Origin of the sequence: Rubrivirga marina, from assembly GCF_002283365.1 — a bacterium.
In the GTDB taxonomy this organism is placed as follows: domain Bacteria; phylum Bacteroidota; class Rhodothermia; order Rhodothermales; family Rubricoccaceae; genus Rubrivirga; species Rubrivirga marina.
The window spans coordinates 2052089-2073125 of record NZ_MQWD01000001.1; the positions used below are offsets into that span (position 1 = coordinate 2052089).

At 73.2% G+C, this 21037-nt stretch carries 16 protein-coding genes; 8 read left to right on the forward strand and 8 right to left on the reverse strand.

What is annotated here, in order from left to right; translation table 11 throughout:
- Positions 1-161: 161 nt before the first annotated feature.
- Complete coding sequence (gene miaB / locus BSZ37_RS08425; RefSeq protein WP_095510126.1) at positions 162-1673, forward strand: tRNA (N6-isopentenyl adenosine(37)-C2)-methylthiotransferase MiaB; 1512 nt, start codon at positions 162-164, stop codon at positions 1671-1673.
- A gap of 9 nt (positions 1674-1682) precedes the next feature.
- Here miaB and BSZ37_RS08430 read toward each other — a convergent pair whose 3' ends face one another.
- The 3 genes from BSZ37_RS08430 to BSZ37_RS21970 form a co-directional block, all read right to left on the reverse strand.
- Positions 1683-2075 carry a (2Fe-2S) ferredoxin domain-containing protein gene (locus tag BSZ37_RS08430; protein ID WP_095510127.1) on the reverse strand — a complete coding sequence of 131 codons (393 nt, stop codon included), beginning with the start codon at positions 2073-2075 and terminating at the stop codon, positions 1683-1685.
- Positions 2076-2172: 97 nt separating this feature from the next.
- Complete coding sequence (locus BSZ37_RS08435; protein WP_179299532.1) at positions 2173-2847, reverse strand: copper homeostasis protein CutC; 675 nt, start codon at positions 2845-2847, stop codon at positions 2173-2175.
- 4 nt (positions 2848-2851) lie between these two features.
- A complete protein-coding gene (locus tag BSZ37_RS21970) occupies positions 2852-3784 on the reverse strand; it encodes an SMP-30/gluconolactonase/LRE family protein (RefSeq protein WP_179299533.1) in 933 nt (310 codons plus the stop codon).
- Between the two features lie 198 nt (positions 3785-3982).
- Here BSZ37_RS21970 and BSZ37_RS08440 point away from each other — a divergent pair, with 198 nt between their 5' ends.
- The 4 genes from BSZ37_RS08440 to BSZ37_RS08455 all read left to right on the forward strand — a co-directional run bounded on the left by BSZ37_RS08440 (position 3983) and on the right by BSZ37_RS08455 (position 8379).
- Positions 3983-5275, forward strand: a complete 1293-nt coding sequence (locus BSZ37_RS08440; protein ID WP_095510128.1) for a sigma-54 interaction domain-containing protein — start codon at positions 3983-3985, stop codon at positions 5273-5275.
- Positions 5276-5312: 37 nt separating this feature from the next.
- Positions 5313-5813, forward strand: coding sequence for an LPS assembly lipoprotein LptE (lptE, locus tag BSZ37_RS08445; protein ID WP_179299534.1), 501 nt, complete (start codon positions 5313-5315; stop codon positions 5811-5813).
- Between the two features lie 5 nt (positions 5814-5818).
- On the forward strand, positions 5819-7261 hold the full coding sequence (locus tag BSZ37_RS08450; protein ID WP_143537601.1) for a glycosyltransferase family 2 protein: 1443 nt from the start codon (positions 5819-5821) through the stop codon (positions 7259-7261).
- A gap of 83 nt (positions 7262-7344) precedes the next feature.
- On the forward strand, positions 7345-8379 hold the full coding sequence (locus BSZ37_RS08455; protein WP_095510131.1) for an alpha/beta hydrolase family protein: 1035 nt from the start codon (positions 7345-7347) through the stop codon (positions 8377-8379).
- On the opposite strand, the gene BSZ37_RS08460 is transcribed toward BSZ37_RS08455, so the two are convergent.
- Positions 8376-9299 (reverse strand): M23 family metallopeptidase, encoded by a 924-nt coding sequence (locus BSZ37_RS08460; protein ID WP_095510132.1) that lies wholly within the window; start codon positions 9297-9299, stop codon positions 8376-8378. The two genes, BSZ37_RS08455 and BSZ37_RS08460, sit on opposite strands and share 4 nt — an antisense overlap.
- Before the next feature lie 119 nt (positions 9300-9418).
- On the opposite strand from BSZ37_RS08460, the gene BSZ37_RS08465 reads away from it, so the two are divergent.
- Positions 9419-10348, forward strand: a complete 930-nt coding sequence (locus BSZ37_RS08465; protein ID WP_095510133.1) for a tyrosine-type recombinase/integrase — start codon at positions 9419-9421, stop codon at positions 10346-10348.
- A 97-nt stretch (positions 10349-10445) separates the two neighbouring features.
- Entirely contained in the window at positions 10446-10694 is a 249-nt protein-coding gene (locus BSZ37_RS08470; protein ID WP_095510134.1) for a DUF2164 domain-containing protein, read from the forward strand.
- Positions 10695-10703: 9 nt separating this feature from the next.
- Here BSZ37_RS08470 and BSZ37_RS08475 read toward each other — a convergent pair whose 3' ends face one another.
- The 3 genes from BSZ37_RS08475 to porQ all read right to left on the reverse strand — a co-directional run bounded on the left by BSZ37_RS08475 (position 10704) and on the right by porQ (position 12756).
- Complete coding sequence (locus BSZ37_RS08475; protein ID WP_095510135.1) at positions 10704-11183, reverse strand: hypothetical protein; 480 nt, start codon at positions 11181-11183, stop codon at positions 10704-10706.
- Positions 11184-11238: 55 nt separating this feature from the next.
- Complete coding sequence (locus BSZ37_RS08480) at positions 11239-11631, reverse strand: hypothetical protein (protein ID WP_095510136.1); 393 nt, start codon at positions 11629-11631, stop codon at positions 11239-11241.
- Between the two features lie 144 nt (positions 11632-11775).
- A complete protein-coding gene (gene porQ / locus BSZ37_RS08485) occupies positions 11776-12756 on the reverse strand; it encodes a type IX secretion system protein PorQ (protein WP_095510137.1) in 981 nt (326 codons plus the stop codon).
- 359 nt (positions 12757-13115) lie between these two features.
- On the opposite strand from porQ, the gene secA reads away from it, so the two are divergent.
- Positions 13116-16541 carry a preprotein translocase subunit SecA gene (gene secA / locus BSZ37_RS08490; protein ID WP_095510138.1) on the forward strand — a complete coding sequence of 1142 codons (3426 nt, stop codon included), beginning with the start codon at positions 13116-13118 and terminating at the stop codon, positions 16539-16541.
- A gap of 98 nt (positions 16542-16639) precedes the next feature.
- Here secA and BSZ37_RS08495 read toward each other — a convergent pair whose 3' ends face one another.
- A complete protein-coding gene (locus BSZ37_RS08495; protein ID WP_095510139.1) occupies positions 16640-20962 on the reverse strand; it encodes a T9SS type A sorting domain-containing protein in 4323 nt (1440 codons plus the stop codon).
- Between the last annotated feature and the right edge of the window lie 75 nt (positions 20963-21037).

Here is a 21037-nt window from a genome sequence, read left to right on the forward strand (position 1 = left end):
CTCTTCTCAGGGCCCTCTCCGCACGCTCGATTCCCCGCCGCCCCGCCTGGCCCCGTAAGGCCTGCGGGGCGGCGGTTTGTTTGGGAGGCATCTCCACCGAAGCCTAGCCCGGGGCCGGGGCCCGGCGGGCGTAGCTTCTCCGTCCGGAAAACGCCCAGGAGATGCAGCCCATCGCCGACCTCGACGTCCTCGACCTTGACCCCGAGGCGGACGCCCCCGCCCCCGTCTCGTCCGCCCCCGACGCCCGTGGGGCCGACCAGCCCCGCGTCGTCGCGCCGCGCGCCGGCACGAACGGCCGGAGCGTCTTTATCGAGACGTACGGCTGCCAGATGAACGTGGCCGACTCCGAGCTCGTCGCCTCGATCCTCGGCGGCGAGGGCTACGCGCTGGCGGAGCGCGAGGAGGACGCCGACGTCGTCCTCATCAACACGTGCGCGATCCGCGAGAAGGCCGAGGACCGCGTGCGCGGGCGGCTCACGCACATCCGCGCTAGGAAGGAGAAGTCGCAGCCGGGCCTCCAGATCGGCGTGCTCGGGTGCATGGCCGAGCGGCTCCGGTCGAAGCTCTTGGAGCAGGAGCGGCTCGTCGACCTCGTCGTCGGGCCCGACGCGTACCGCGACCTCCCGCGGCTGCTCGCCGAGAGCCGCGACACGGGGCAGGCCGCGGTCAACGTCCAGCTCTCGCGCGAGGAGACGTACGCCGACCTCGCGCCGGTCCGCTACGACACGAACGGCGTGAGCGCGTTCGTCTCGATCATGCGCGGGTGCGACAACATGTGCGCGTTCTGCGTCGTGCCGTTCACGCGCGGTCGCGAGCGGAGCCGGCCGGTCACGAGCATCCTGTCGGAGGTCGGCCAGCTCGTCGACGCCGGGTACAAGGAGGTCACGGTCCTCGGCCAGAACGTCAACTCGTATCGCGTGGAGCAGGACGGCTCGGCCGTCGACTTCGCCGAGTTGCTGTACCGGATCTCGCTCCTGTCGCCGGAGCTCCGGATCCGCTACTCGACGAGCCACCCGAAGGACTGCTCCGACGCGCTCCTCCACGTCCACCGCGAGCGGCCGACGGTCTGCGACTTTATCCACCTGCCCGTCCAGCACGGCAACTCGGACGTGCTCAAGCGGATGCGGCGGACCTACACGCGCGAGCACTACCTCGACCTGGTCGAGCGCGCCCGGTCCATCGTGCCGGGCATCGCGTTCTCGACCGACCTCATCGCGGGTTTCTGCGGCGAGACGGACGCCGAGCACGCCGACACGCTCTCGCTCATGCGCGAGGTCCAGTACGACCACGCGTTCATGTTCGCCTACTCCGAGCGGCCCGACACCTACGCCGCACGGAAGTACTCCGACGACGTACCGGAGGCCGTCAAGAAGGCGAGGCTGACGGAGATCATCACGCTCCAGACCGAGCACTCGCTCGCCAGCAACCGCCGGCGCGTCGGGACCGAGCAGGTCGTGCTCGTGGAGGGGACTTCGAAGCGGAGCGACGACCAGCTCCGCGGGCGGACTGACACGAACCACATGGTCGTGTTCGACCGGCCGGCCGGTCTCAACAAAGGCGATTACGCCGTCGTCCGCGTCGACGACTGCACGAGCGCGACCCTCCTTGGCTCGTTCGTCCGGGCGACGACGCTGGAGGCTGAGTCCGCCCGCCTCGGTCCCGAGGCGGCGTAGGTCGGCGGGCTACTCGTCGCCGGTCGCGGGCAGCGGGCGGCGAGCAAGCAGGTGGTCCTCCACGACGCGCCCCCCGATGAGGTGCTCTTGGATGATCCGCTCCAGCACGTCGGGCGTGCAGGAGTGGTACCACGCGCCCTCGGGGTAGACGACCGCGATCGGTCCCGCGAGGCACACGCGGAGGCAGTTCGCCTTGGTCCGGTACACGCCGCCGGCCTCGCTGAGCCCGAGCTCCCTGAGGCGCCGCTTGAGGAAGGTCCACGACGCCAGGCTGGCCTCTCGGTCGGCGCACTTGGGCTTGGTTGGGTCCGCGCAGAGCAGGATGTGGCGGCGGATCTCCGGGATCCCGAGCGCGGCGACCTGTTTGGCGAGGGCGCGGTCGGTACGGGAGGTATCGGACATGGAGCGAGAACTCAGGCGGCCGACGGGAAGCGAGCCGACGGCGTCTGGGTTCCGCCAACCTCGGGTCCGGCCCCGCCGGCCTCGGCGCCGAGGCCGGCTAGCCCAGCGCGTCGAGCGCGGCGCGGAGCCGGCGGACCTCGTCGGGATCGACGCGGGACGAGCCCGGGGCGGAGGCGCCGCTGTGAACCTCGCGAGCCCCGGTCCGCCGGACCAGCTCCGCCACGTGCCTAGCGCGGACGCCGCCGCCGGGCATTACGGTCAGACCGTCTCCCGCCCGGCGGACGAGCGCCGCCAGCCGGTCGGCATTTGTGCGCGCGGCGCCGGGGCCGCCGCCGGTGAGCACGCGGGCAGCGCCGGCGTCGAGAATCGCATCGAGCGCCTCTCCCAGATCGCGCGCCGCGTCGAACGCGCGGTGGACCGTGACGGGGTGGGGCGCGACGGCCTCCACGAGCGCCCGGAGCGCCGGCCCGTCGATCGTCCCGTCGGCCCGGAGCGCGCCCCACACGACGCCGGCCGCCCCCGCCTCGACGCCGAGGCGGGCGGACTCGCGCATCGCGGCGTGCTCGTCTGCCGAGAACGTCCACCCGTCGGCGTGCGGGCGGACCATGACCATCACCGGGAGGTCGACCGCCTCGGTGACGGCGCGGACCCAGTCGAGCGGCGGCGTCAGCCCGCCGACCTCGGCCGCGCGGCAAAGCTCGATCCGGCCGGCCCCGGCGCGGGCGGCGGCGAGCGCCGAGGCCGGGTCGAAGGCGGCGACTTCGAGGAGCACGGCCTCAGCGTGGGATGCGGAGGACGGTCGGGACCGGAGCGGCCTCGACGTCGAGCGTCCCGTCGTCTGAAAAATGGGCCCAGCCGCTGGCCGAGACGACGTACAGCCACGGCCCGGCGACGGCTGCCAGCGTCGGCTCGTCGAATCGGTCGTCGCCCTCGGCGCTCGCGAGGACGTCGGCCTCAACCACGCGCGCCTCGTCGGGCGAGAGCCGCCAGCGGGCCACGCGGTGCGGCTGGACGCCGTTCTGGACGGCGTAGAGCGTGCCGCCAGCGTAGACCAAGCCGTCGGCGCCGCGGTCCTCGACGCCGGGCACGTGGGGGACGAGCGTGACCCCGCCCGTCCGGACGTCGACCGCCACGAGGCCGTAGCGGTAGTCGACCACGAACAGCCGACTCGGGTCACGGCCGAACGCGAGGCCCTGCGGGGAGTGGAGGACGCCCCGCGGCACGAGCGTCCGCAGGCTGTCGCCATCCAGCACGCGGACGGTCCCCGCCAGCCCGTCGGTCGCGTAGACCGCGCCGTCGGGGCCCACCGTGACGTCGCCGAGCGCGCCGGTGGTCTCGATGCGACCCTGGACGGCGCCCGTGGCGAGGTCGAACCGGACGAGGGCCGTTCGTCCGTGCGCCGTCGTGTCGGCGCCGCGCGCCTGCGGCCAGGCGACCGTCGCCGCCCACAGCGACCGGCGGTCGGGGCTGACGGTCATGCCGAGCACGCTCCACCGGCCCGGCGCCTCGGCGAACGGCGTCACCCGCCCGTCGCCGTCCACGCGCACGATCGTGCCCAGGTGGACGGAGCCGACGGCGAACGACGAGTCGGGCAGGAGCGCGATGCCCTCGGCCGCGAACGCGCGGTCGTCGAGCGTGAACGCCGTCTCGGGCGCCTGCGCGCGGGCTCCGAGCGCGGCGAGGCAGAGGAGGAGGGCGAGGCGTCGCATCCCGACAGGGTACGGCGCCGCTACGGGCGGCGGCAGTTGGGACCGAGTCCCTCCGCCTCGGGCGCGACGCGGGGCCCGTGACAGAATGACGGGCGGCACGGATCGTCGGGCGGCGTCGGAGGGTAAGGGGGAGCCGGGCTCAGGCGTCCTCCGCCCGGGCCGTCTCTAGTTTTCGTCCCCTCCCCGCTCACCTCCCACATGGATCGGCAGGCCCTCCAGGAACGGTTCGGCATCCTCGGCGACAGCCCCGCGCTGCGGCGCGTGCTGGAGCGCGTCCGCCAGGTGGCCCCGCCGGACATCACGGTCCTGCTGGAGGGCGAGAGCGGCGTCGGGAAGGAGCTCATCGCGACGGCCATCCACGGGCTGTCGAAGCGGCGCCACAAGCGGCTCGTCGTCGTGAACTGCGGGGCGATCCCGGAGGGGCTCATCGAGAGCGAGCTGTTCGGGGCCGAGAAGGGCGCCTACACGGGCGCGACGGACCGGCGGACGGGTTATTTCGAGGAGGCCGACGGCGGGACGCTGTTCCTCGACGAGATCGGCGAGATGCCGCTCCAGGCGCAGGTCCGGCTCCTCCGCGTGTTGGAGACCGGCCAGTTCAGCCGCGTCGGCGGGACGGCGACGCTCCAGTCCGACGCCCGCGTGATCGCGGCGACGAACAAGGACCTGGGCGAGGAGGTGGGCGCGGGCCGATTCCGCGAGGACCTCTACTACCGCCTGAGCACGGTCGTGCTGAAGGTCCCGTCGCTGCGGGAGCGGCGCGAGGACATCGTCCCCCTGTTCGAGGCGTTCCTGGCCCGGTTCGCGCGGCAGTACGAGGCCCCGTTCCTCCGGCTGGCGCCCGAGGCCGCCGACCTCCTCCGGCGCTACAACTGGCCCGGCAACGTCCGCGAGCTCCGCAACGTGGCCGAGCAGGCGACCGTGATGGTCCGCCAGAACCCCCTCACGGTCGACGTCGTCCGGCCGCTGCTGCGCGGCGTTTCGGCCAGCGCCGGGCTGACGCTGGCGTCGCGACCGGGAGTAGGCGACGCCGTGAGCGAGCGCGACGTGCTGTACCGCGTGCTCCTCGAGATCCGCGCCGAGCTCCGGGCCGTCCGCGCCGAGGTCGGCCAACTCCGCGGGGGCGACGGGCGCGAGGCCCCGACCGAGGCGCTCGTCCACGTCCCCCAGCCCGATTTTGCCGACCTCTCGCCCTTCGCCGACCTCGGCGAGGTCGAGCAGGAGGTGACGTACGAGCCGCCCGCCGCGGCGTCCTACGACGCAGCCGACACGCATTTCGAGATCGAGGACGTGCCCCGCTCGGCCTCCGTGTCGTCCATGCCCGAGTCGTTGGAAGATGCCCTCGCCGAGGGCCTCCCGTTGCCCACGATGGAGGAGGCCGAGTCCGCCCTCATCGCCGAGGCCCTCCGACGCTTCGACGGCAACCGCCGCCAGTCGGCCGAGGCCCTCGGGATCTCCGAGCGGACGCTCTACCGGAAGCTGAAGGATGAGTAGGGGAGGGATCCGGGACGCGGGATGGGGGATGCGGGCGGTGGTCGTCGCATCCCTCGTTGGCGCATCCCTCATCCCTCTCGCCTCGTGCGGGGTCTACTCGTTCTCCGGCGCGACCATCCCGGCTCAGCTCGAGACGGTCGCCGTGCCGCTCGCCGAGGACCGGTCGCAGGGTGGGCCACCGGGGCTCGACCGGCTCCTCACCGACGCGCTCATCGACCGGTTCGTCGACCGCTCGCGGCTCACGCTCGAGACCGACGAGGGGGAGGCCGACGCCGTCGTCCGCGCGACGATCGAGCGGTACGCCATCGCGCCGGTCGCCGTGACGGACCAGAACGTGGCCGGGCTCAACCGGGTCAGCCTCGGTGTGCGCGTGGTCGTGGAGGACCGGGTCGAGAACGAGGAGCTCCTGTCGCGGACGTTCACGGCCACGGCCGACTTCGCTCCGGCCGAGGGGCTCCAGGGCGAGGCCGACGCGTCGGCGACGGCGCTGGACCAGATCGCGCGCGACGCCTTCACGGCCGCGACCTCGGACTGGTGACGGCCATGCTCGACGTACTGATGGGCCTCGCGGGCGTCCTCTACGGGGCGGCAGGACTCCTCCTCGCGGGCCTCGGCCTCCACGCGCTCCTCCTCGCCGCCCTCCGCACCGCGCGCCCGAGGCGGATGCTCCCGTCCGACGACGCCGCGCCATGGCCGGCCGTCGTCGTCCAGATTCCCGTCTACGACGAGCCGCCGGCGCTCGTGGCCCGCGCGCTCGACGCCGCGCTCGCGGCCGACTACCCCGGCCGCGTGGAAGTCCAACTCCTCGACGACTCGCCGCCCGCGGCCCGCCGCGCGAATGCCGCGCTCTGCGCCGAGCGCCGGCCGGGCGTCCGCCACCTCCCGCGCGACGCGCGCGAGGGCTACAAGGCTGGCGCTCTCGCCCACGGGCTCGCCCTCGCTGACGCCCCGCTCGTCGCCATCTTCGACGTCGACTTCCGCCCGCCGCCCGACGCGCTCCGATGCCTCGTCGCCGCCCTCCGCGCCGACCCCGGCCTCGCCTTCGTCCAGGCCCGCTGGGCCCACCCGGGCGCCGACCGGACGCTCCTCGGGCGCGCGCAGGCGGCGGTCCTCGACCTCCACTTCGCCGTCGAGCAGACGGCGCGCGACCGGGCCGGGCTCGCGCTCCCGTTCAACGGCTCCGGCGGCGTCTGGCGCCGCGCGGCCATCGACGCCGCCGGCGGCTGGCGGGCCGACACGCTCGCCGAGGACGCCGACCTCGCACTCCGAGCGCAGGCCGCCGGCTGGCGCGCCCGGTTGGCTGAAGACATCGCCGTCCCGGCCGACCTCCCGGCGACGGTTGGGTCGTGGCGGCGGCAGCAGGCGCGGTGGGCCAAGGGCCTCGCCGAGGTCGCCCTCCTTCGCCTCGGGACGCTCTGGCGCTCGGGCCTCCCGGTCCGCAGCAAGCTGTCGCTCACCGGGCACCTCGCGCTGTCGCTGAGCCTGCCGGCGCTGCTCGTCGTCATGCTGCTCCACCCGGTGATGGCGGCGCTGGGGTGGATAGGCGCCGGGGCCGCCGTGGCGACCGTGCTCGGGCCCGTCGCGCTGGCGGGGCTCGTCGGCGCGCACGTCGTGGCGTTGCGGGCGGTCCACCCGTCGTCGTGGCGGAGGCGGCTGAGTCGGGTCCCGACGGCGCTCGTGGCGCCCGTCGTGCTCGTGGTGCCGGCGGCGCGGGCGGTCGTGGAGGCGGTGTTCGGTCGGAAGACGCCGTTCGCGCGAACGCCGAAGGGCGGGGCACGAGAGGACGAAGCGGGACGCGCGGAGATCGCGCTGGCGCTCTACTCGGTCGTCGGGCTCGTCGGTCTCGTGATGCTCGGTGCGTGGGGCGGCGTCGTGTTCCAGTCGCTCCTCGCGATCGGGACGACCGGCGCCGCCTGGTCCGTCCGGCGCATGCCCGAGGTGGAGGAGGTCGTCGCCACGGTGCCCACCGTCCGAGCCGCGGCGTAGCGCTCGGGGGCGTCCCGACTTCACGAGGCGACCCGAACCGGACTCGCCGATCGGCGTGAACGGCGTAACACATCTGTAACGACGTGCCCGCCCTCGCGACTCCCGCCTCGGCCGCCCTGGAGGTCCTCGACGCCCACCGCGTCCGCGTCGCCGGGTTGCCGGGCGTTCGCTACCGGCTCCGTCGGCTCCACCCCTACACCGGCCACGACGACCTCGACGAGGCGTTCGCCACCTTCGAGGCCATCGTCGTCCCGCCAGTGGACGGCCGCAGCGGAGCACCTGCGGTGACGCTCCTGAACGGCATCACGAAGGGGATGGACCGGAGCGTGCCGGCGGCCACGGCGCTCGCCCGTGCCGGCTTCGGCGCCGTCCTCGTGGACACCCCGCTCGGCGGCGTCCGCCGACCGACTTCCGGGCACCCCGGCGCCGACCTCGCCGCGCTCGTCCGCCGCGGCGTGGCGCTCGACGTGCCCTTCGCCCGGACGATGTTCGACGGCGTCGCGGCCGACCTCCCGGCCGTCCTCGCTTTCGCTGAGGCGGAGCACGGGCTCGGGGCCGAACGGCGCGCCCTCTTCGGCGTCAGCTTCGGATGTCTGCTGTCGAGCCTCGCGTTCGCCCGCGACGGCGTCGGCGACCGGCTGTTCGGGGCGATCGGGCACCCCGACCTCGGGGCGATGGCGCGCGGGCTCGTGGATGGCTTCGCGCGGTTCTCGGGCCTCCCGCCCGCGCTCGTCGCCACGGGCCTCCGCCTCGGCGGCGTCGCGGACGCGGCGGCCCGGCGCTACGGCGGCGAGCCAGCCGTCGGGATGCTCCAGTTCGCGCGGCTGCTCCACACGGTCGGCCGCGGCGGTCGCGCCCTCGACGGCCTCGATCCGATCCGGTTCGCTTCGACGGTCTCCGCCGACCGGCCCGTCCACATTCTCGCGGGCGCCGAGGACCCCGTGGCCCCGACCGCCGACGTCCGCCGGGCCTCCGAGGCGTTCGCGGCGTCGAGCGTCGAGGTGCTACCTGGCCTCGGGCACGGCTGGTACCCCGGCGCCGCGCCGCCCGGCGCGGTCTCGTTCGAGCGGGCCTGCGGCGCGTGGCTCGTCCGCCACCTCGCCGATTGGCTCGACTAAGGCGCCGCCTCGGTCCGCGGCGCCGCCCGCCGGCCGACGACGAACGGCTCGGGGTCGGTGGCGCCGCCGCGGCCGTAGACGCCGAAGTGGAGGTGCGGCGGCGTGGTCGCTGCGTTCCCCGTGTTGCCGACTTCCCCGAGCGTGTCGCCCACGGACACGCGGGCGCCGGCCTCGACGAGCTGGCGGTCGAGGTGGGCGTAGTAGAGCGAGACCGGCGCGTCGTCGGCGCGCACCCAGACGACGCGCCCGCCGATGGGCGTCTCCCGGACCCGGTCCACGCGGCCGGCCGCGGCCGCCACGACCGGCGTCCCGCGGTCGGCGAAGATGTCGATGCCCTCGTGGCTCCGCGCGCCGCCGTCGCGGTCTTCGCCCCAGCGGCTTCGGATCGCGCCCTCGTCGGCGCCCGCGACGGGGAACGCCAGCGACGGGTCGGTGCGGATCGTCACGCCGACGGCGCCCTCCGCCAGCAGTTCGGGCCGGACGACGAGCACGACGGCCTCGTCCCGCTCCGCCGTCCGCTCGACGCGGAGCGTGTCGAACGCGACCTCCCACCCCTCGATCCGCGCCCGCGCCGAGTCGGCCTCGAACAGGTCGACGAACACGCGGGCCGAGTCGTCGAGGTCGGGGGCGATCTCGGCGACGAGGACCTCGCCACGCCGGAGCTCGATCCGCCAGCCACGGGCGGACGGGTCGGCGGCCTCGATCGTGACGGCGGGCGATGAGGGGAGGTCGAGGTCGGCCGGCTCGTCGAGAGCCGCCGTGCCCGCCTCGGTCCAGGCGCGGCCGAGGCGGGTGGAGTCGAGCCCGGCATCGGCGAGGGCGTCGGCGTACCGCTCCGACGGAGCGCGGGGCGGGGCGAGCGGGGAGAGGTCGGGGCCGCACCCGGCGAGGAGCGCGGCGGCGAGCAGGAGGCGGCGCATCGCCGTCGGACCGGCGCCTCGGGGCCGCGTTCCGACCGGCGAAAGGCTTGGGGAATCCCCTCTCTTGTGCGACCCCGGCCGCTCGCCTAGCTTGGAATATCCGTTATGCAAATCAGCGAATGGCCGACACGCCGCTCCGTCTCTCCGTCGCCCAGCTCGAAAGCCGTCTCGATGGGTTCGTCACCGAGTACCTCAAGGACAAGAGCCCCGAGACGCGCGGGACGTATCGCCGCACGCTCAACGAGTTCGAGCGGTACCACGCCACGCGCGCGGCTCGCCCGTCGAGCCGGTTCAAGTTCGTCGAGACCGACGTCGAGGCCTACAAGGCCTACCTCATGGAGGAGCGCGAGCTGAGCCAGGTCTCGGTGAGCACCTACCTCACGGCGCTCCGGCGGCTCTGCGACTACCTCGTGGCGCGGGGCGAGCTGGACGACAACCCGGCCCGGGGCGTCAAGGGGAACCGGCGGCCGCAGTCGCACACCCGCGGCGTGCTCACCGAGGACGAGGTGGAGTCGCTGTTCGAGGCGGTCCCCAAGACGACCGAGATCGGCCGGCGCGATAGGGCGCTCATCGCGCTGATGGTCTACGGCGGGCTGTCCGAGGTCGAGCTCGTCCGCGCCGACGTCGGCGACGTGGACCGGACGCTCATGGGGACGTTCCTCCACGTCCAGGGCAAGGGCCGCCAGTCGAAGGACGAGGCCGTCCCGCTCGACCCCGAAGCCGTCGACCCGCTCGAGATCTACCTCATGGAGCGCGAGGGCGCCGCGCCGACGGCGCCGCTCTTCGTCAGCCACGGGCACCGGAGCGCCGGGACGCGGCTCAACACGCGGTCGGTGCGGGGGCGTGTCAACACGCACCTCCGGGCGGCGAAGGTCAAGCGGCGCGGGATCAGCCCGCACAGCCTTACGCACACGGCCGCGCTCATCTGGCTGAACTCGGGCGTGCCGGTCGAGGAGGTCCGCCGGAGGATGCGCCACGGGACGCTCGAGACGACGATGATCTCGTTCAAGAAGCAGGGACTCCTGAAGGCGAGGGGCGACGACGAGTAGGTCCGACTCCGCCCGCCTCGGCGCCGAGGCGGGCCGAGCCGGCGACTGGCGCCGGGTCCGGGCCGGACAGACCTTCCGGTGCACCGCACCGCGCCCCATGCCCGTCACGCTCCCAGACGACGCCCGTGAGCACGCCGTCGCCGCCCTCCGACACTACGCCGGCGACGAGCTCGGCCTCGACATGGGCGACCTCGCGGCGGGCTTCCTCCTCGACTTCGTGCTCGAGGAGATCGGCCCGTCGATCCACAACCAGGCGCTCCGGGCCGCGCAGCGCCACCTCACCGCTCGGGTCGTGGACCTCGACATCGAGCTCGGCGAGCCCGAGTTCCCGACGACGACTCGTTAGAGGCGCCGGCTAGACATTGGACGGCCGCGTGATCAGCACGGCCTCGACGGGGGCGCCCGCCTCGGCGCTCTCGCTGCCGGGGTACGGCTCGAGACCGGTCACGACGACCTGGATCTTGCCCCACTCGATCATCTGCGACTCGTCGTCGCGCATCGGGCCGTGGGGGACCGTGAGCACGAACGGCTCGCCGTCGACCTCGACGCGGATCTGCGCCCGGCCCGCCCAGACGCACTCCACGCCCTCTGGGCACCGGCTGTCCTCCACGACCTCCACGAACGTCACCGTGTGGTCGTCCTCGCGATGCGTCGCGCCGAGCTCGAGCCGGAACGGCTCGCCCGCGTCGATCGAAGCCACACGACCGCCCTGGGGGGGCTCGGAGGGCGCGTCGTCGGAGGGCGCCTGTGCCGTCGCGCAGCCGGCGGCAGTCAGGGGCAGGACGGCGACGGCGAGAAGGGCAGCGCGGAGACGAGCGCGCGACGGGAGGGGCATCGGGACGGGGGAGAGGGGGCGCAGAGAACGCCCCACTCCTCCCGAACGTGCCCGGTCAGCCCACCGGGAACGAGACGACCGTGACGACCGGCCCGGCCGTCAGCCGCGTGGCGAAGACGATGGAGTCGCCCGCTCGGACCCCGGCCTCGGGGACCCGCTCGGGGTCGACGACGGCGAGCTCGACGGGCTCGCCGGCGATCGTCAGCCCGACGAGGGCGCGCCCCTCCCAGACGCAGTCGACGTCACTGGGGCAGCGGCTGTCTTCGACGACCTCGTCGAAGGAGAGCGCGAGGCCGTCGAGCGAGCCCGAGGCGCCGAGCGCGAGGGCGACCTCGCCCGACTGGGCGTCGGCCGGGTAGAGGGCCGAGTCGGCGGAATCGCAGGCGGCGAGGCCGAGGGCTGCGACGAGGAGGAGGGCGGGAAGCGAGAAGATCCGCGAGGTCGACATGGTGGGTTCAGGGACGCGGGAATGACGGGAGGGTAAGATCGGAAAAACCGGGGATGTACCGCCCGTTTACGCATAGGTGGTTTGTTTTCACCTTCGACCGACCCGACGGATCCCCCGAGCGGGACGGCCGGCACCGCGCAGAGGTTAGAGCCGAGTCCGGACGCCGAACTGGTGGAGCCCGCCGAAGTCTCCCCAGTTGGAGAAGGCGTAGTCGACGGAGACGCGCCGGAGCTCGATGCCGGCGCCGACGCTCACGCCTGCGAGGTCGAGCCGCCCGCCCGAGCGGAGGTCGGCCCCGCGCCGCCCGTTGTACCCGGCGCGGACCGCGAACGACGACCCGAGTTGGAGCTCGCCGCCGAGGGCGAGGTGGTCGAGCGTCCGGACCGCCAGCGACGAGTCGGCCGACTGTCCTTCGAAGCGCTGGAGGTCCATGCCGGCGACCGACAGCGTGAGCGGGACGTAGCGGAGCCGCTTCGAGGCCGTGATCCGGACGTCGAGCGGCAGCCGGTCGCGGTCGGTGCCGAGGTCGGCGATCCGCGCGCCGACGTGGTGGACGCTCGCGCCGAGCACCCAGCCCTCCTCCGGCACGTGGTAGCTCACCCCGAGGTCGGCCACGAGGGCGGCCGACTGGTCGTCGTCGATCGAGGCGACGAGGCCATGGGCGGCCAGTCCGACGCGGAACTGCGGCAGCACCTCCCGGGAGGTCGCCAGCGTCACGGCTGCCTCGCCCGCCCCGAACGTGCCGGTGGGTTCGCCCTCGGCGCTCGTCCGCCGCTCGAACTCGCCGTACGAGAGGTAGCGGACGCCGCCGGCGAGGCTGAACCCGCCGAACCACGGCATGTCGCGGGCATAGACGGCCGTCCCCGCGTTGATGTCGGCGAGGAGGTTCGTGTACCCGAGGGCCACGGTCCCGTCGGCCTCGGACGAGAGGAAGGCCGGGTTGGCGAAGGCCACGGTCGGGTCGGCGTCGAGCCGGGCCGCGGGGCCTGCCAGCGCGGCCTGCCGCGCGGACACGTCGAGGCGGACGAGGTCGTACGCCGTCTGGGTGCGGGCCTGCCCGAGGGCGGGCACGGCAGCGAGGAGGCCGGCCACGAGGCCGGCGGCGAGGAGACGGGGGGCGCGCATGGCGGGGAGAGCCCGGGGGGCGTCGTGCGGGCGAATCTGGACCGTCTCGAAGGGGCGCTCGGCGTCTCGGGGGTGCGGCCCGAAGGTACGCCGGCCCCGGGCCGACCGTAGGTCACGCCGCACCGCCCTCCCGTGCGAATCGCGGGCGAAGGGGGACGAGGGCGCCCGCCTCGGGCGTTTCTTCACCCGTGACCCGGCCGGCGTCGGTGGGGCTCGAGGTCGACCTGGCCAAGAACGCGCGGATACGGCGTTCGGGGCGAAACGGGGCCGCCGTGCGGCCCGTCTCTCACGGGTTCGGCCAGGGCCGGCACGTACCTTGCCCGAGGCCCTGCGCCCCTTTTTGCTCGATACCTCCCCCTATGCTCAAGGCTCTCCAGAAGATCTTCGGCGGCGACTCGAACGAGCGCGAACTCAAGAAGCTCTGGCCCCTCGTCGACGAGATCAACGACCACGCCGAGCGGCTCCAGCACGTCACCGACGACGAGCTCAAGGCCCGGACCGAGGCGTTCCGCCAGAGGATCCGCGAGGCCGCCGCGCCCATCGAGGCCGAGCAGGCCGACGTCCGCGCCCGGCTCCTCGCCGCCGGTGGGGACGACGCCGACGCCGACCCCACGACCGGAGACACCCTCACGGTCCGCGAGCGGCAGGACCTCTACGCCCGCCTCGACGACCTCGAGGGCGACTGGATCGACGCCGTCGAGGACGTGCTCGACGACGTCCTCCCCGAGGCGTTCGGCGTCATCAAGGAGACGTGCCGGCGGCACCTGGGCAAAAGCTGGGAGGCCGGCGGGTCCGAGGTCGAGTGGCAGATGGTCCCGTTCGACGTCCAGCTGCTCGGCGGCGTCGTGCTCCACCGCGGGCAGGTGGCCGAGATGAAGACGGGCGAGGGCAAAACGCTGACGTCCGTCGCCCCGATCTACCTCAACGCGCTCGTCGGCCGCGGCGTCCACGTCGTGACCGTCAACCCGTACCTCGCCCAGCGCGACGCGGAGTGGATGGCGCCGATCTTCGAGTTCCACGGGCTCACCGTCGACTGCATCGACAAGCACCCGTCGCACAGCCCGGGCCGCCGCGGGGCCTACCGCGCCGACATCACCTACGGCACGAACAACGAGTTCGGGTTCGACTACCTCCGCGACAACTCGTTCGTCGTCGACGCCGAGCAGCTCGTCCAGCGGAAGCACCACTACGCCATCGTCGACGAGGTCGACTCGGTGCTGATCGACGAGGCGCGCACGCCGCTGATCATCTCGGGCCCCGTGCCCCAGGCGAGCATCGACGAGTTCAAGGAGTTCAACCCGGCCGTCGAGAAGCTCGTCCGCGACCAGCAGCGGATCGTGGCCGGCTACGTCTCCGACGCCGAGCGGAAGCTAAAGGAGGCCGACGCGGCCGAGGAGGCCGGCGACAAGAAGACCGCCCGGACTCTCCGTGACGAGGCCGGACTGGCGCTGCTCCGCGCCCAGCGCGGCTTCCCGCGCAACAAGAAGCTCATCAAGCTGAAGGGCGAGACGGGCGTCGAGATGCTCATCCGGAGCGTCGAGGCGGTCTACCTCGCCGAGAGCGCCAAGCGGATGCCGGAGGTCGACGAGCCGATGTACTTCGCGCTCGACGAGGCCCAGCACCAGATCGAGATGACCGACAAGGGCCGCGAGGCCATCGGGCGCTCGGCCGGGACGGACGCCGAGTTCTTCGTCATCCCCGACGTGGGCTCCGAGATCGCCACGATCGAGCGGACCTACGAGGAGAAGAAGGCGGCCCTCATCGAGTCGCTTCAGGCCGACACGAGCCTCGACGCCGAGAAGCGCGAGAACAAGCTCCAGAACGACCTCCGCGAGCTCCGCAACGCGGCCGAGGAGTCGAAGCGCGAGCTCTACACGAGCTACGCCGAGAAGAGCGAGCGCATCCACGCCGTCAACCAGCTCCTCCGCGGGTACACGCTCTACGAGAAGGACAAGGAGTACATCGTCCAGGACGACAAGGTGATGATCGTCGACGAGCACACCGGCCGCGTCCTCCCGGGCCGGCGGTACTCCGACGGGCTCCACCAGGCCATCGAGGCCAAGGAGAAGGTGAAGGTCCAGGCGGCGACGCAGACCTACGCCACGATCACGATCCAGAACTACTTCCGGATGTACGCCAAGCTGGCGGGCATGACGGGCACGGCCGAGACGGAGGCCGAGGAGTTTGGCAAGATCTACTCGCTCCCCGTCGTGGTCGTCCCGACGAACCGGCCGATCGCGCGCGACGACGACGACGACCTCATCTACAAGACGAAGCGGGCCAAGTACAAGGCGCTCCTCGACCGGATCGAGGAGATCCACGAGACGGGCCAGCCGATCCTGGTCGGCACCGCCTCGGTCGAGACGTCGGAGCAGATGAGCCGGCTCCTCCAGCGGGCCGGGATCCCGCACAACGTGCTCAACGCGAAGGCGAGCCGCGCGCAGGCCGAGGCCCAGATCGTCGCCGAGGCGGGCCAGGTCGGCGCGGTGACCATCGCCACGAACATGGCCGGACGCGGCACGGACATCAAGCTGGGCGAGGGCGTCAAGGAACTCGGCGGGCTCGCCATCCTGGGCACGGAGCGCCACGACAGCCGCCGGATCGACCTCCAGCTCCGCGGCCGCGCCGGCCGCCAGGGCGACCCCGGCTTCAGCCAGTTCTACGTGTCCCTCGAGGACGACCTGATGCGGCTGTTCGGCCACGACCGGACGGCCAAGATCATGGACCGCCTCGGGATGGAGGAGGACGAGGTCCTCACCCACAAGTGGCTCACGAAGGGCGTCGAGCGGAGCCAGACGAAGGTCGAGCAGAACCACTTCGCCTCGCGGAAGCGCCAGCTCGAGTACGACGACGTGCTCAACGCCCAGCGCGAGGTGATCTACGACCGCCGGATGCATGCCCTCGAGGGCGACCGGCTCCGCGGCGACATCCTCGACATGCTCCGCGAGCTCGTCGAGCGGGTCGTCAGCGAGCACTTCGGCAACGGTGACATCGAGGAGATCCGCGAGTCGATGATCCGCCACCTCGCCTTCGATCCCGAGCTGGACCCGGCCAAGGCCCACTCGCTCGGCGAGGACGGCGTCGTGGAGTACCTCCTCGACGAGGCTACGGCCCACTACCGCCGCAAGCGGACGGCCCTCGCCGGCCCGTTCTACACGTCGGCGAAGCAGATGATGGAGAACGCGGAGGAGGACAAGCGGCCCAAGAAGCTGTTCGTCGACTTCACCGATGGCCGGAAGGTCCTCCGCGCGACGGTCACCCCGGACGCCGTCCTCGAGTCGAAGGGCCAGGAGATCAACGACGCGCTCGAGCGCGCGGCCGTCCTCTCGGTCATCGACGAGAAGTGGACCGAGCACCTCCGCGACCTCGACGAGGTCAAGCAGGGCGTCGGGCTCCGGGCCTACGGCCAGAAGGACCCGCTCATCGAGTACAAGATGGAGGCGTTCCGCCTCTTCAAGGAGCTCGTGCAGACGGTCGACGAGGAGGTCGTCGGGCTCGTGTTCAAGGCCGGCCCGCTCGTCCAGGGCGACAGCCAGCGCCAGGCGGCCCGCCGCGTGACGCAGGTCACGAAGCCGCGCCTCGACGCCAACCGCGCCACGGCGACGCAGGAGAAGGCCACACCGGACTACGCCACCCAGATGGGCGGCGACGGGGCCCCGTCCTCCGCCGACCGCGACCCGACGGCGAAGGCGACGCCGGTGACCGTCGACAAGTCGGTGGGCCGGAACGACCCGTGCCCGTGCGGCTCGGGCAAGAAGTTCAAGCACTGCCACGGGCGCGGCTAGCGCAACGGGCAGCGACGACTCCGGGGGGACCGGGCGGTGACGCTCGGTCCCCTTTCGTTTGTCCCCGCCCGCCTCGGCGTCGAGGCGGGGGAAGCTGGCTAGCGGACGACGGTGAGGGCGCGCGACACGGCCTCGCCGCCGGCCTCGACGCGGACGACGTAGACGCCGGATCGGAGCCGCGACGCGTCGATGGGGAGCGCGCGCGTGCCGGCCGCCAGCGGGCCGTCGTGGAGGCGCGCGACCTCGCGGCCGAGCGCGTCGTAGAGCACGGCGCGGACGGGGCCGGCGCCGGGCACCGCGACGGTGACGACCGTGCGGTAGCCGGCCGGGTTCGGCGCGACGGCGACCGCCAGCGCCGTCGGAAGCTCCTCGACGGGGTCGGGCTCGGACGACACCGCGAACGCGTCCGCCGGGACGACCCGCTCGCCGCGGCGGTGCCGGAACCGGAGCGGCGCGTCGAAGAGTACCGACCCAAACCCGGACACCGTCGCCTCCTCCTCGTTCGCCCCGCCGGGGTTGACGACCATCTTCCCGCCGACCGCGACCATCGTGCCCACCCCGAGCGCGTCGAGCTCCGTGGCGCCGGGCTCCGAGTCGGACTCAACGAGGAACGACCCGCCCGGCGGCACGATGCGGACGGTCGCCGAGCCAGCGAGGCTTGGGTCCGACTGGGAGACGGCGCGGATCCGGACGGCGTCGCCGTCGGCCGCGCCGACGGTCGCCGTGAGCGTGTGCTCCGCGCTCGTACCGATCGAGAACGACGTCGCGCTCGTGATCCAGCCCTGCTCGTCGGTCACGGTCACGTCCACCACGTCGTCGCCGACGAACGGGCTCTCGAAGGCGAGCGTGACCTCGACATCCTCGCCGTCGCCGGCCTCGACGACGTAGGCCGACGGCGTGACGACGACCCCGCCCGCCTCGGTGAGCCAGTCGCCGTAGTCGACCGGGCCGAAGACCGAGTCGCCAGCGCCCGGCCCATCGCCGCTCGGCCCGCTCGGGTCGCCCCACCAGTTGTCGGGGGCGAGGACCCGTGCGCCGCCCTCGCGGCCCCCACCGCTCCCCTCAGCGAGCACCCCGATGACGTTCCCGGCGATGTTGTTGAACCGGAGGAGCATCTCGCCGATCGCGTCGATCCGGACGGCCGCGCCCTCGGCCCCGATGAACGTGTTGCGGACGGCCTCGACGCTCCCGCCGGTCTGCTGGACCGCGTCGCCCGCGCCCCCGTCGCCCTGCCCCTCGAACGTGTTGCCGTCGAGGAGCGCCGTCGACAGGTGAGCGACGAGCCCCTGGGTGTGCCCGAGGATCCGGCTCGTCAGGAGCTGCAGGCTGTCGAGGGCGGTCACGCGGACGGCGGGGCCCGCGCTCGCCCGCGCCGGCAGGCCACCCGGCCCCCGCTCGCCGAGCAGGCTCCGGGCGATCCGCGCGAAGCGCCCGCCGTTGAAGAGGAGGCCGCCTCCCACACCGTCAAGTCGGCCGGCCCCGAGGACCGTCAGGCTGTCGAGGCGGACGTCGTCGGTGTCCATGAACCACCCGCCGTCCGACCCCGGCCCGAGGAGCGCCTGCATCTGGGCCGCCATCGATGATCCGACCGGCGCCTTCCCGACGCCGACCCCGGATGCCGTGATCTGACGCGAGCCCTGGAACGCCATCCCGCGCCCGCCGACGCCGTGGATCAGGAACGAGCCCAGCGGTCCGCCCGAAAGCTGGCCCAGCGAGATCAGGACGCTGTTGGCGACGTGGACGCCGTCGGCCTCGGGCGCCGCGACGTCCTCGGGGGAGGCGAGGAGCTTGTCGAACAGGGACCCGATCCGGGCCGACGGGATCTGGATGCCCTCGGACTGGAGGATCTCGATGCCGTGCCGACCGTTCGGCCCCGCGCTGAGCGCGCGGAGGAGGGCGCCTCGCACCCGGAGCATGCAGAACCCGCTGAGCGCGTTCGGCACACGGAGCGTTTCTCCGACGGTCCCGCCCACCGGCCCGCCGAGGATGCCGCTCAGCAGCCGCGTGCCCGACAGGATGTTGATGACGGACCCGTCGGCGCGACGGAGGCCCTCGGGCGCGGCGAGATCGCGGAAGAGGAATCCGTATCCGCCGTTGCCACCCGAGACGAGTTGCTGGAGCGGCGAGTCACCTCCGAGGATCGCGTCGCGGACGCCGTCGGCCAGGACGAGGCCGCTGCCGAGGTTGCCGAGGCCGGCCTGCCCGGTCGGCGTCGTGCCGAGGTGGACGCCGAGCGCGCGGAAGTTCTGGGTGAACGGGCCGGCCGCAAAGATGCCGGCCTGCGGCTGGCCGCCATCGCCACCGTTGTTGGCGAAGACCGTCGCCAGGCCCTCCAGCCCGACCGTCACGTTCGGCGAGTTGAACACGCGGAGCCCGCCGGCCCGGTTGCGGAGGAGCGCCGCGAGGGGCCCACCGATCGCGTCGATGTTCTGAGTGATCCCCGCCAGGACGTTCCTCACCTGAACGTCCTCCGACGCCTCGACGTCCATGAACCACCCGCCCGAGCCGACGCCCTGCACGGGCCCGTCCGCCTCGGAGCCCGAGCCGACCGCCACGCCGAGGCTCTCGACCACGCGGACGAGGCTCTGCCCGATCGACCCGATGTGGGCGGCCGCGGTCGGCTGCGGGCGGCGGAGGCCGAGCAGCCCGCCCAGGATCCGGACATCCTGCGAGGCCAGGACCTCGAACGCGTGCCGGGCCGCGTCGCTGATGATCGGCTTCCGGAACGTAACGCCGCGCGCGCCGAGAAGGCACACGCCGTTCTGTCCATTCGGGAGCGCCTTCGGCGTCCCGAGCGCGTCGAAGAGCCCCGCCGTTAGGCCCGCCACGTTGATGTTGAGGATCCGGGCCTCGGCGGCCGCCCGTCCTTCGCGCCGGGCCCGGATCCGCGTCGCGTTGGCCGGGTCGCGGACATAGAGCCCGTTGAGGAGGTTCGAGACGGAGATCACGCCGAGGTTGATGGCCGAGCGCCGCCGCGTCGACTCCTCGTCACCGATCCGGAGCCCGCTCCCGCCCGAGACGTGGATCCCGTCGCCACCGTTGCCGAGCCCCTCGGCGCCCGTGGCGTCGGTCCCGATGAGGAGCCCCTCGAGCACGCCGTTCACCCCGCCCGCGACGTGGATGCCGTGCCCGCCGAACCCGGTGATCGCGAGGCCACGAACGGTCACGCTGTTCCCCTCGACCCGGAGCCCGTCGGCCCCGCCCGCGCCCGAGCCGTCGATGCGGACCGACGGGAGGCCGGCGGTGCCCGGCTGGGTCTCGCCGTCGAGCGTGACGCCGTCGGTGAGCGGCGGCAACGCCGACTCGATGGCGATCGTCGGGACCTCGAGGTCGAACGCGATGAGGGCGCCGCCGGCCGCCGTCGCCGTCTGGAGCGCGGCGCGGAGCGTGCACTGCGACCCGGCCTCGCCGGGGTCGACGTCGCAGAATCCGTCGTCGTCGAGGTCGTCGTCGGGCTCGTCGCCCTCGTCGTTGACGACGAGCTCGGCGCCCGTGACCTCGACGGCGCACTCGGGCTGGTCCTCCTCGCCACACACCGACTCGGACGCCACGACGTTGCTGTAGTACCTCGGCCAGACGGCCTCGACCGGGGCCTCGATCACGAACCGCCCCGCCTTGCGCGCGACGAGCGTGTACGGAAGCGAGCCCGTCGATGGCCCACCGACCACGGCCAGCGGCTCCGGCTCCTCGGCGATCTCGACGGCCCCCTCGACCTCCACGCCCGCCGTGTCGCGGACGACGAGCGGGCCCGCGGCGCGGACGATCTCGGCGTCCACCCGCCACTTGTTGCTGACCTCGACCGTGGCCTCGAACTCCTCGCCGGCCGCGACCTCCTCGGGAAGCGAGATCGTCGTGGTCAGGGCAGGGTCGAGGGCCGCCGAGACCGAGAGGTAGTACGTCGGACCGTACGACGCGGCCGCGGCGCGGGTCTGCGCGATGCTCTCTTGCCACTCCTCTTCCGTGGACCCCGGGAACCGCCGCGTGATGTAGAGCAAGCGTGGCGAGATCAGCGTCCCTGGAGGGGCGTTGATGACCTCGGGGAAGCTGTCGTCCGGGGCGCGGGAGGTGACGCCGCCCCCGCTCCACCCAGACGCGCGTCGTGGACCCGATGAGAAGTTGGCGACCACGGAGTAGTAGGGCGTTCCCTCGATGTGCGTCCACTGCGCGTAGACGGCAACGAAAAAGGCCTCATCGCCGAGGTTGGTGCCGAACGCCTCTTGAGACCGGACGGTGAAGTCGACCGCGACGCTGTCCCGCATGTCGGGGTAGCCCCCGCCGAGGCGGGCGGGCGGGGCCGCGGGCGCATCCGTGCCGACGACGCAGACCGTGGCCCCGTCGATGTCAGAGGCGCAGGACTGGGCCGCGACGTCGGCGGCGAGGAGGGTGAGGGCGAGGGGCGCAGCGAGGAGCAGACGGGGCATGGCACGGCGTGGCTGGGCTCCCACAAGCGGAATCCGGCCCCGAACCGGCTCACCCCGCCCACCTCGGGCGCGCCC

Bases quoted from the DNA above. Each gene is read 5' to 3' on its own strand.
- BSZ37_RS08480 (WP_095510136.1), bottom strand. From the start codon at position 11,631: ATGTCGACCTCGCGGATCTTCTCGCTTCCCGCCCTCCTCCTCGTCGCA.
- BSZ37_RS08495 (WP_095510139.1), bottom strand. From the start codon at position 20,962: ATGCCCCGTCTGCTCCTCGCTGCGCCCCTCGCCCTCACCCTCCTCGCC.
- BSZ37_RS08475 (WP_095510135.1), bottom strand. From the start codon at position 11,183: ATGCCCCTCCCGTCGCGCGCTCGTCTCCGCGCTGCCCTTCTCGCCGTC.
- BSZ37_RS08465 (WP_095510133.1), top strand. From the start codon at position 9,419: ATGGCCGACACGCCGCTCCGTCTCTCCGTCGCCCAGCTCGAAAGCCGT.
- BSZ37_RS08460 (WP_095510132.1), bottom strand. From the start codon at position 9,299: ATGCGCCGCCTCCTGCTCGCCGCCGCGCTCCTCGCCGGGTGCGGCCCC.
- BSZ37_RS21970 (WP_179299533.1), bottom strand. From the start codon at position 3,784: ATGCGACGCCTCGCCCTCCTCCTCTGCCTCGCCGCGCTCGGAGCCCGC.
- BSZ37_RS08450 (WP_143537601.1), top strand. From the start codon at position 5,819: ATGCTCGACGTACTGATGGGCCTCGCGGGCGTCCTCTACGGGGCGGCA.
- porQ (WP_095510137.1), bottom strand. From the start codon at position 12,756: ATGCGCGCCCCCCGTCTCCTCGCCGCCGGCCTCGTGGCCGGCCTCCTC.
- miaB (WP_095510126.1), top strand. From the start codon at position 162: ATGCAGCCCATCGCCGACCTCGACGTCCTCGACCTTGACCCCGAGGCG.
- secA (WP_095510138.1), top strand. From the start codon at position 13,116: ATGCTCAAGGCTCTCCAGAAGATCTTCGGCGGCGACTCGAACGAGCGC.
- BSZ37_RS08470 (WP_095510134.1), top strand. From the start codon at position 10,446: ATGCCCGTCACGCTCCCAGACGACGCCCGTGAGCACGCCGTCGCCGCC.
- BSZ37_RS08440 (WP_095510128.1), top strand. From the start codon at position 3,983: ATGGATCGGCAGGCCCTCCAGGAACGGTTCGGCATCCTCGGCGACAGC.
- BSZ37_RS08430 (WP_095510127.1), bottom strand. From the start codon at position 2,075: ATGTCCGATACCTCCCGTACCGACCGCGCCCTCGCCAAACAGGTCGCC.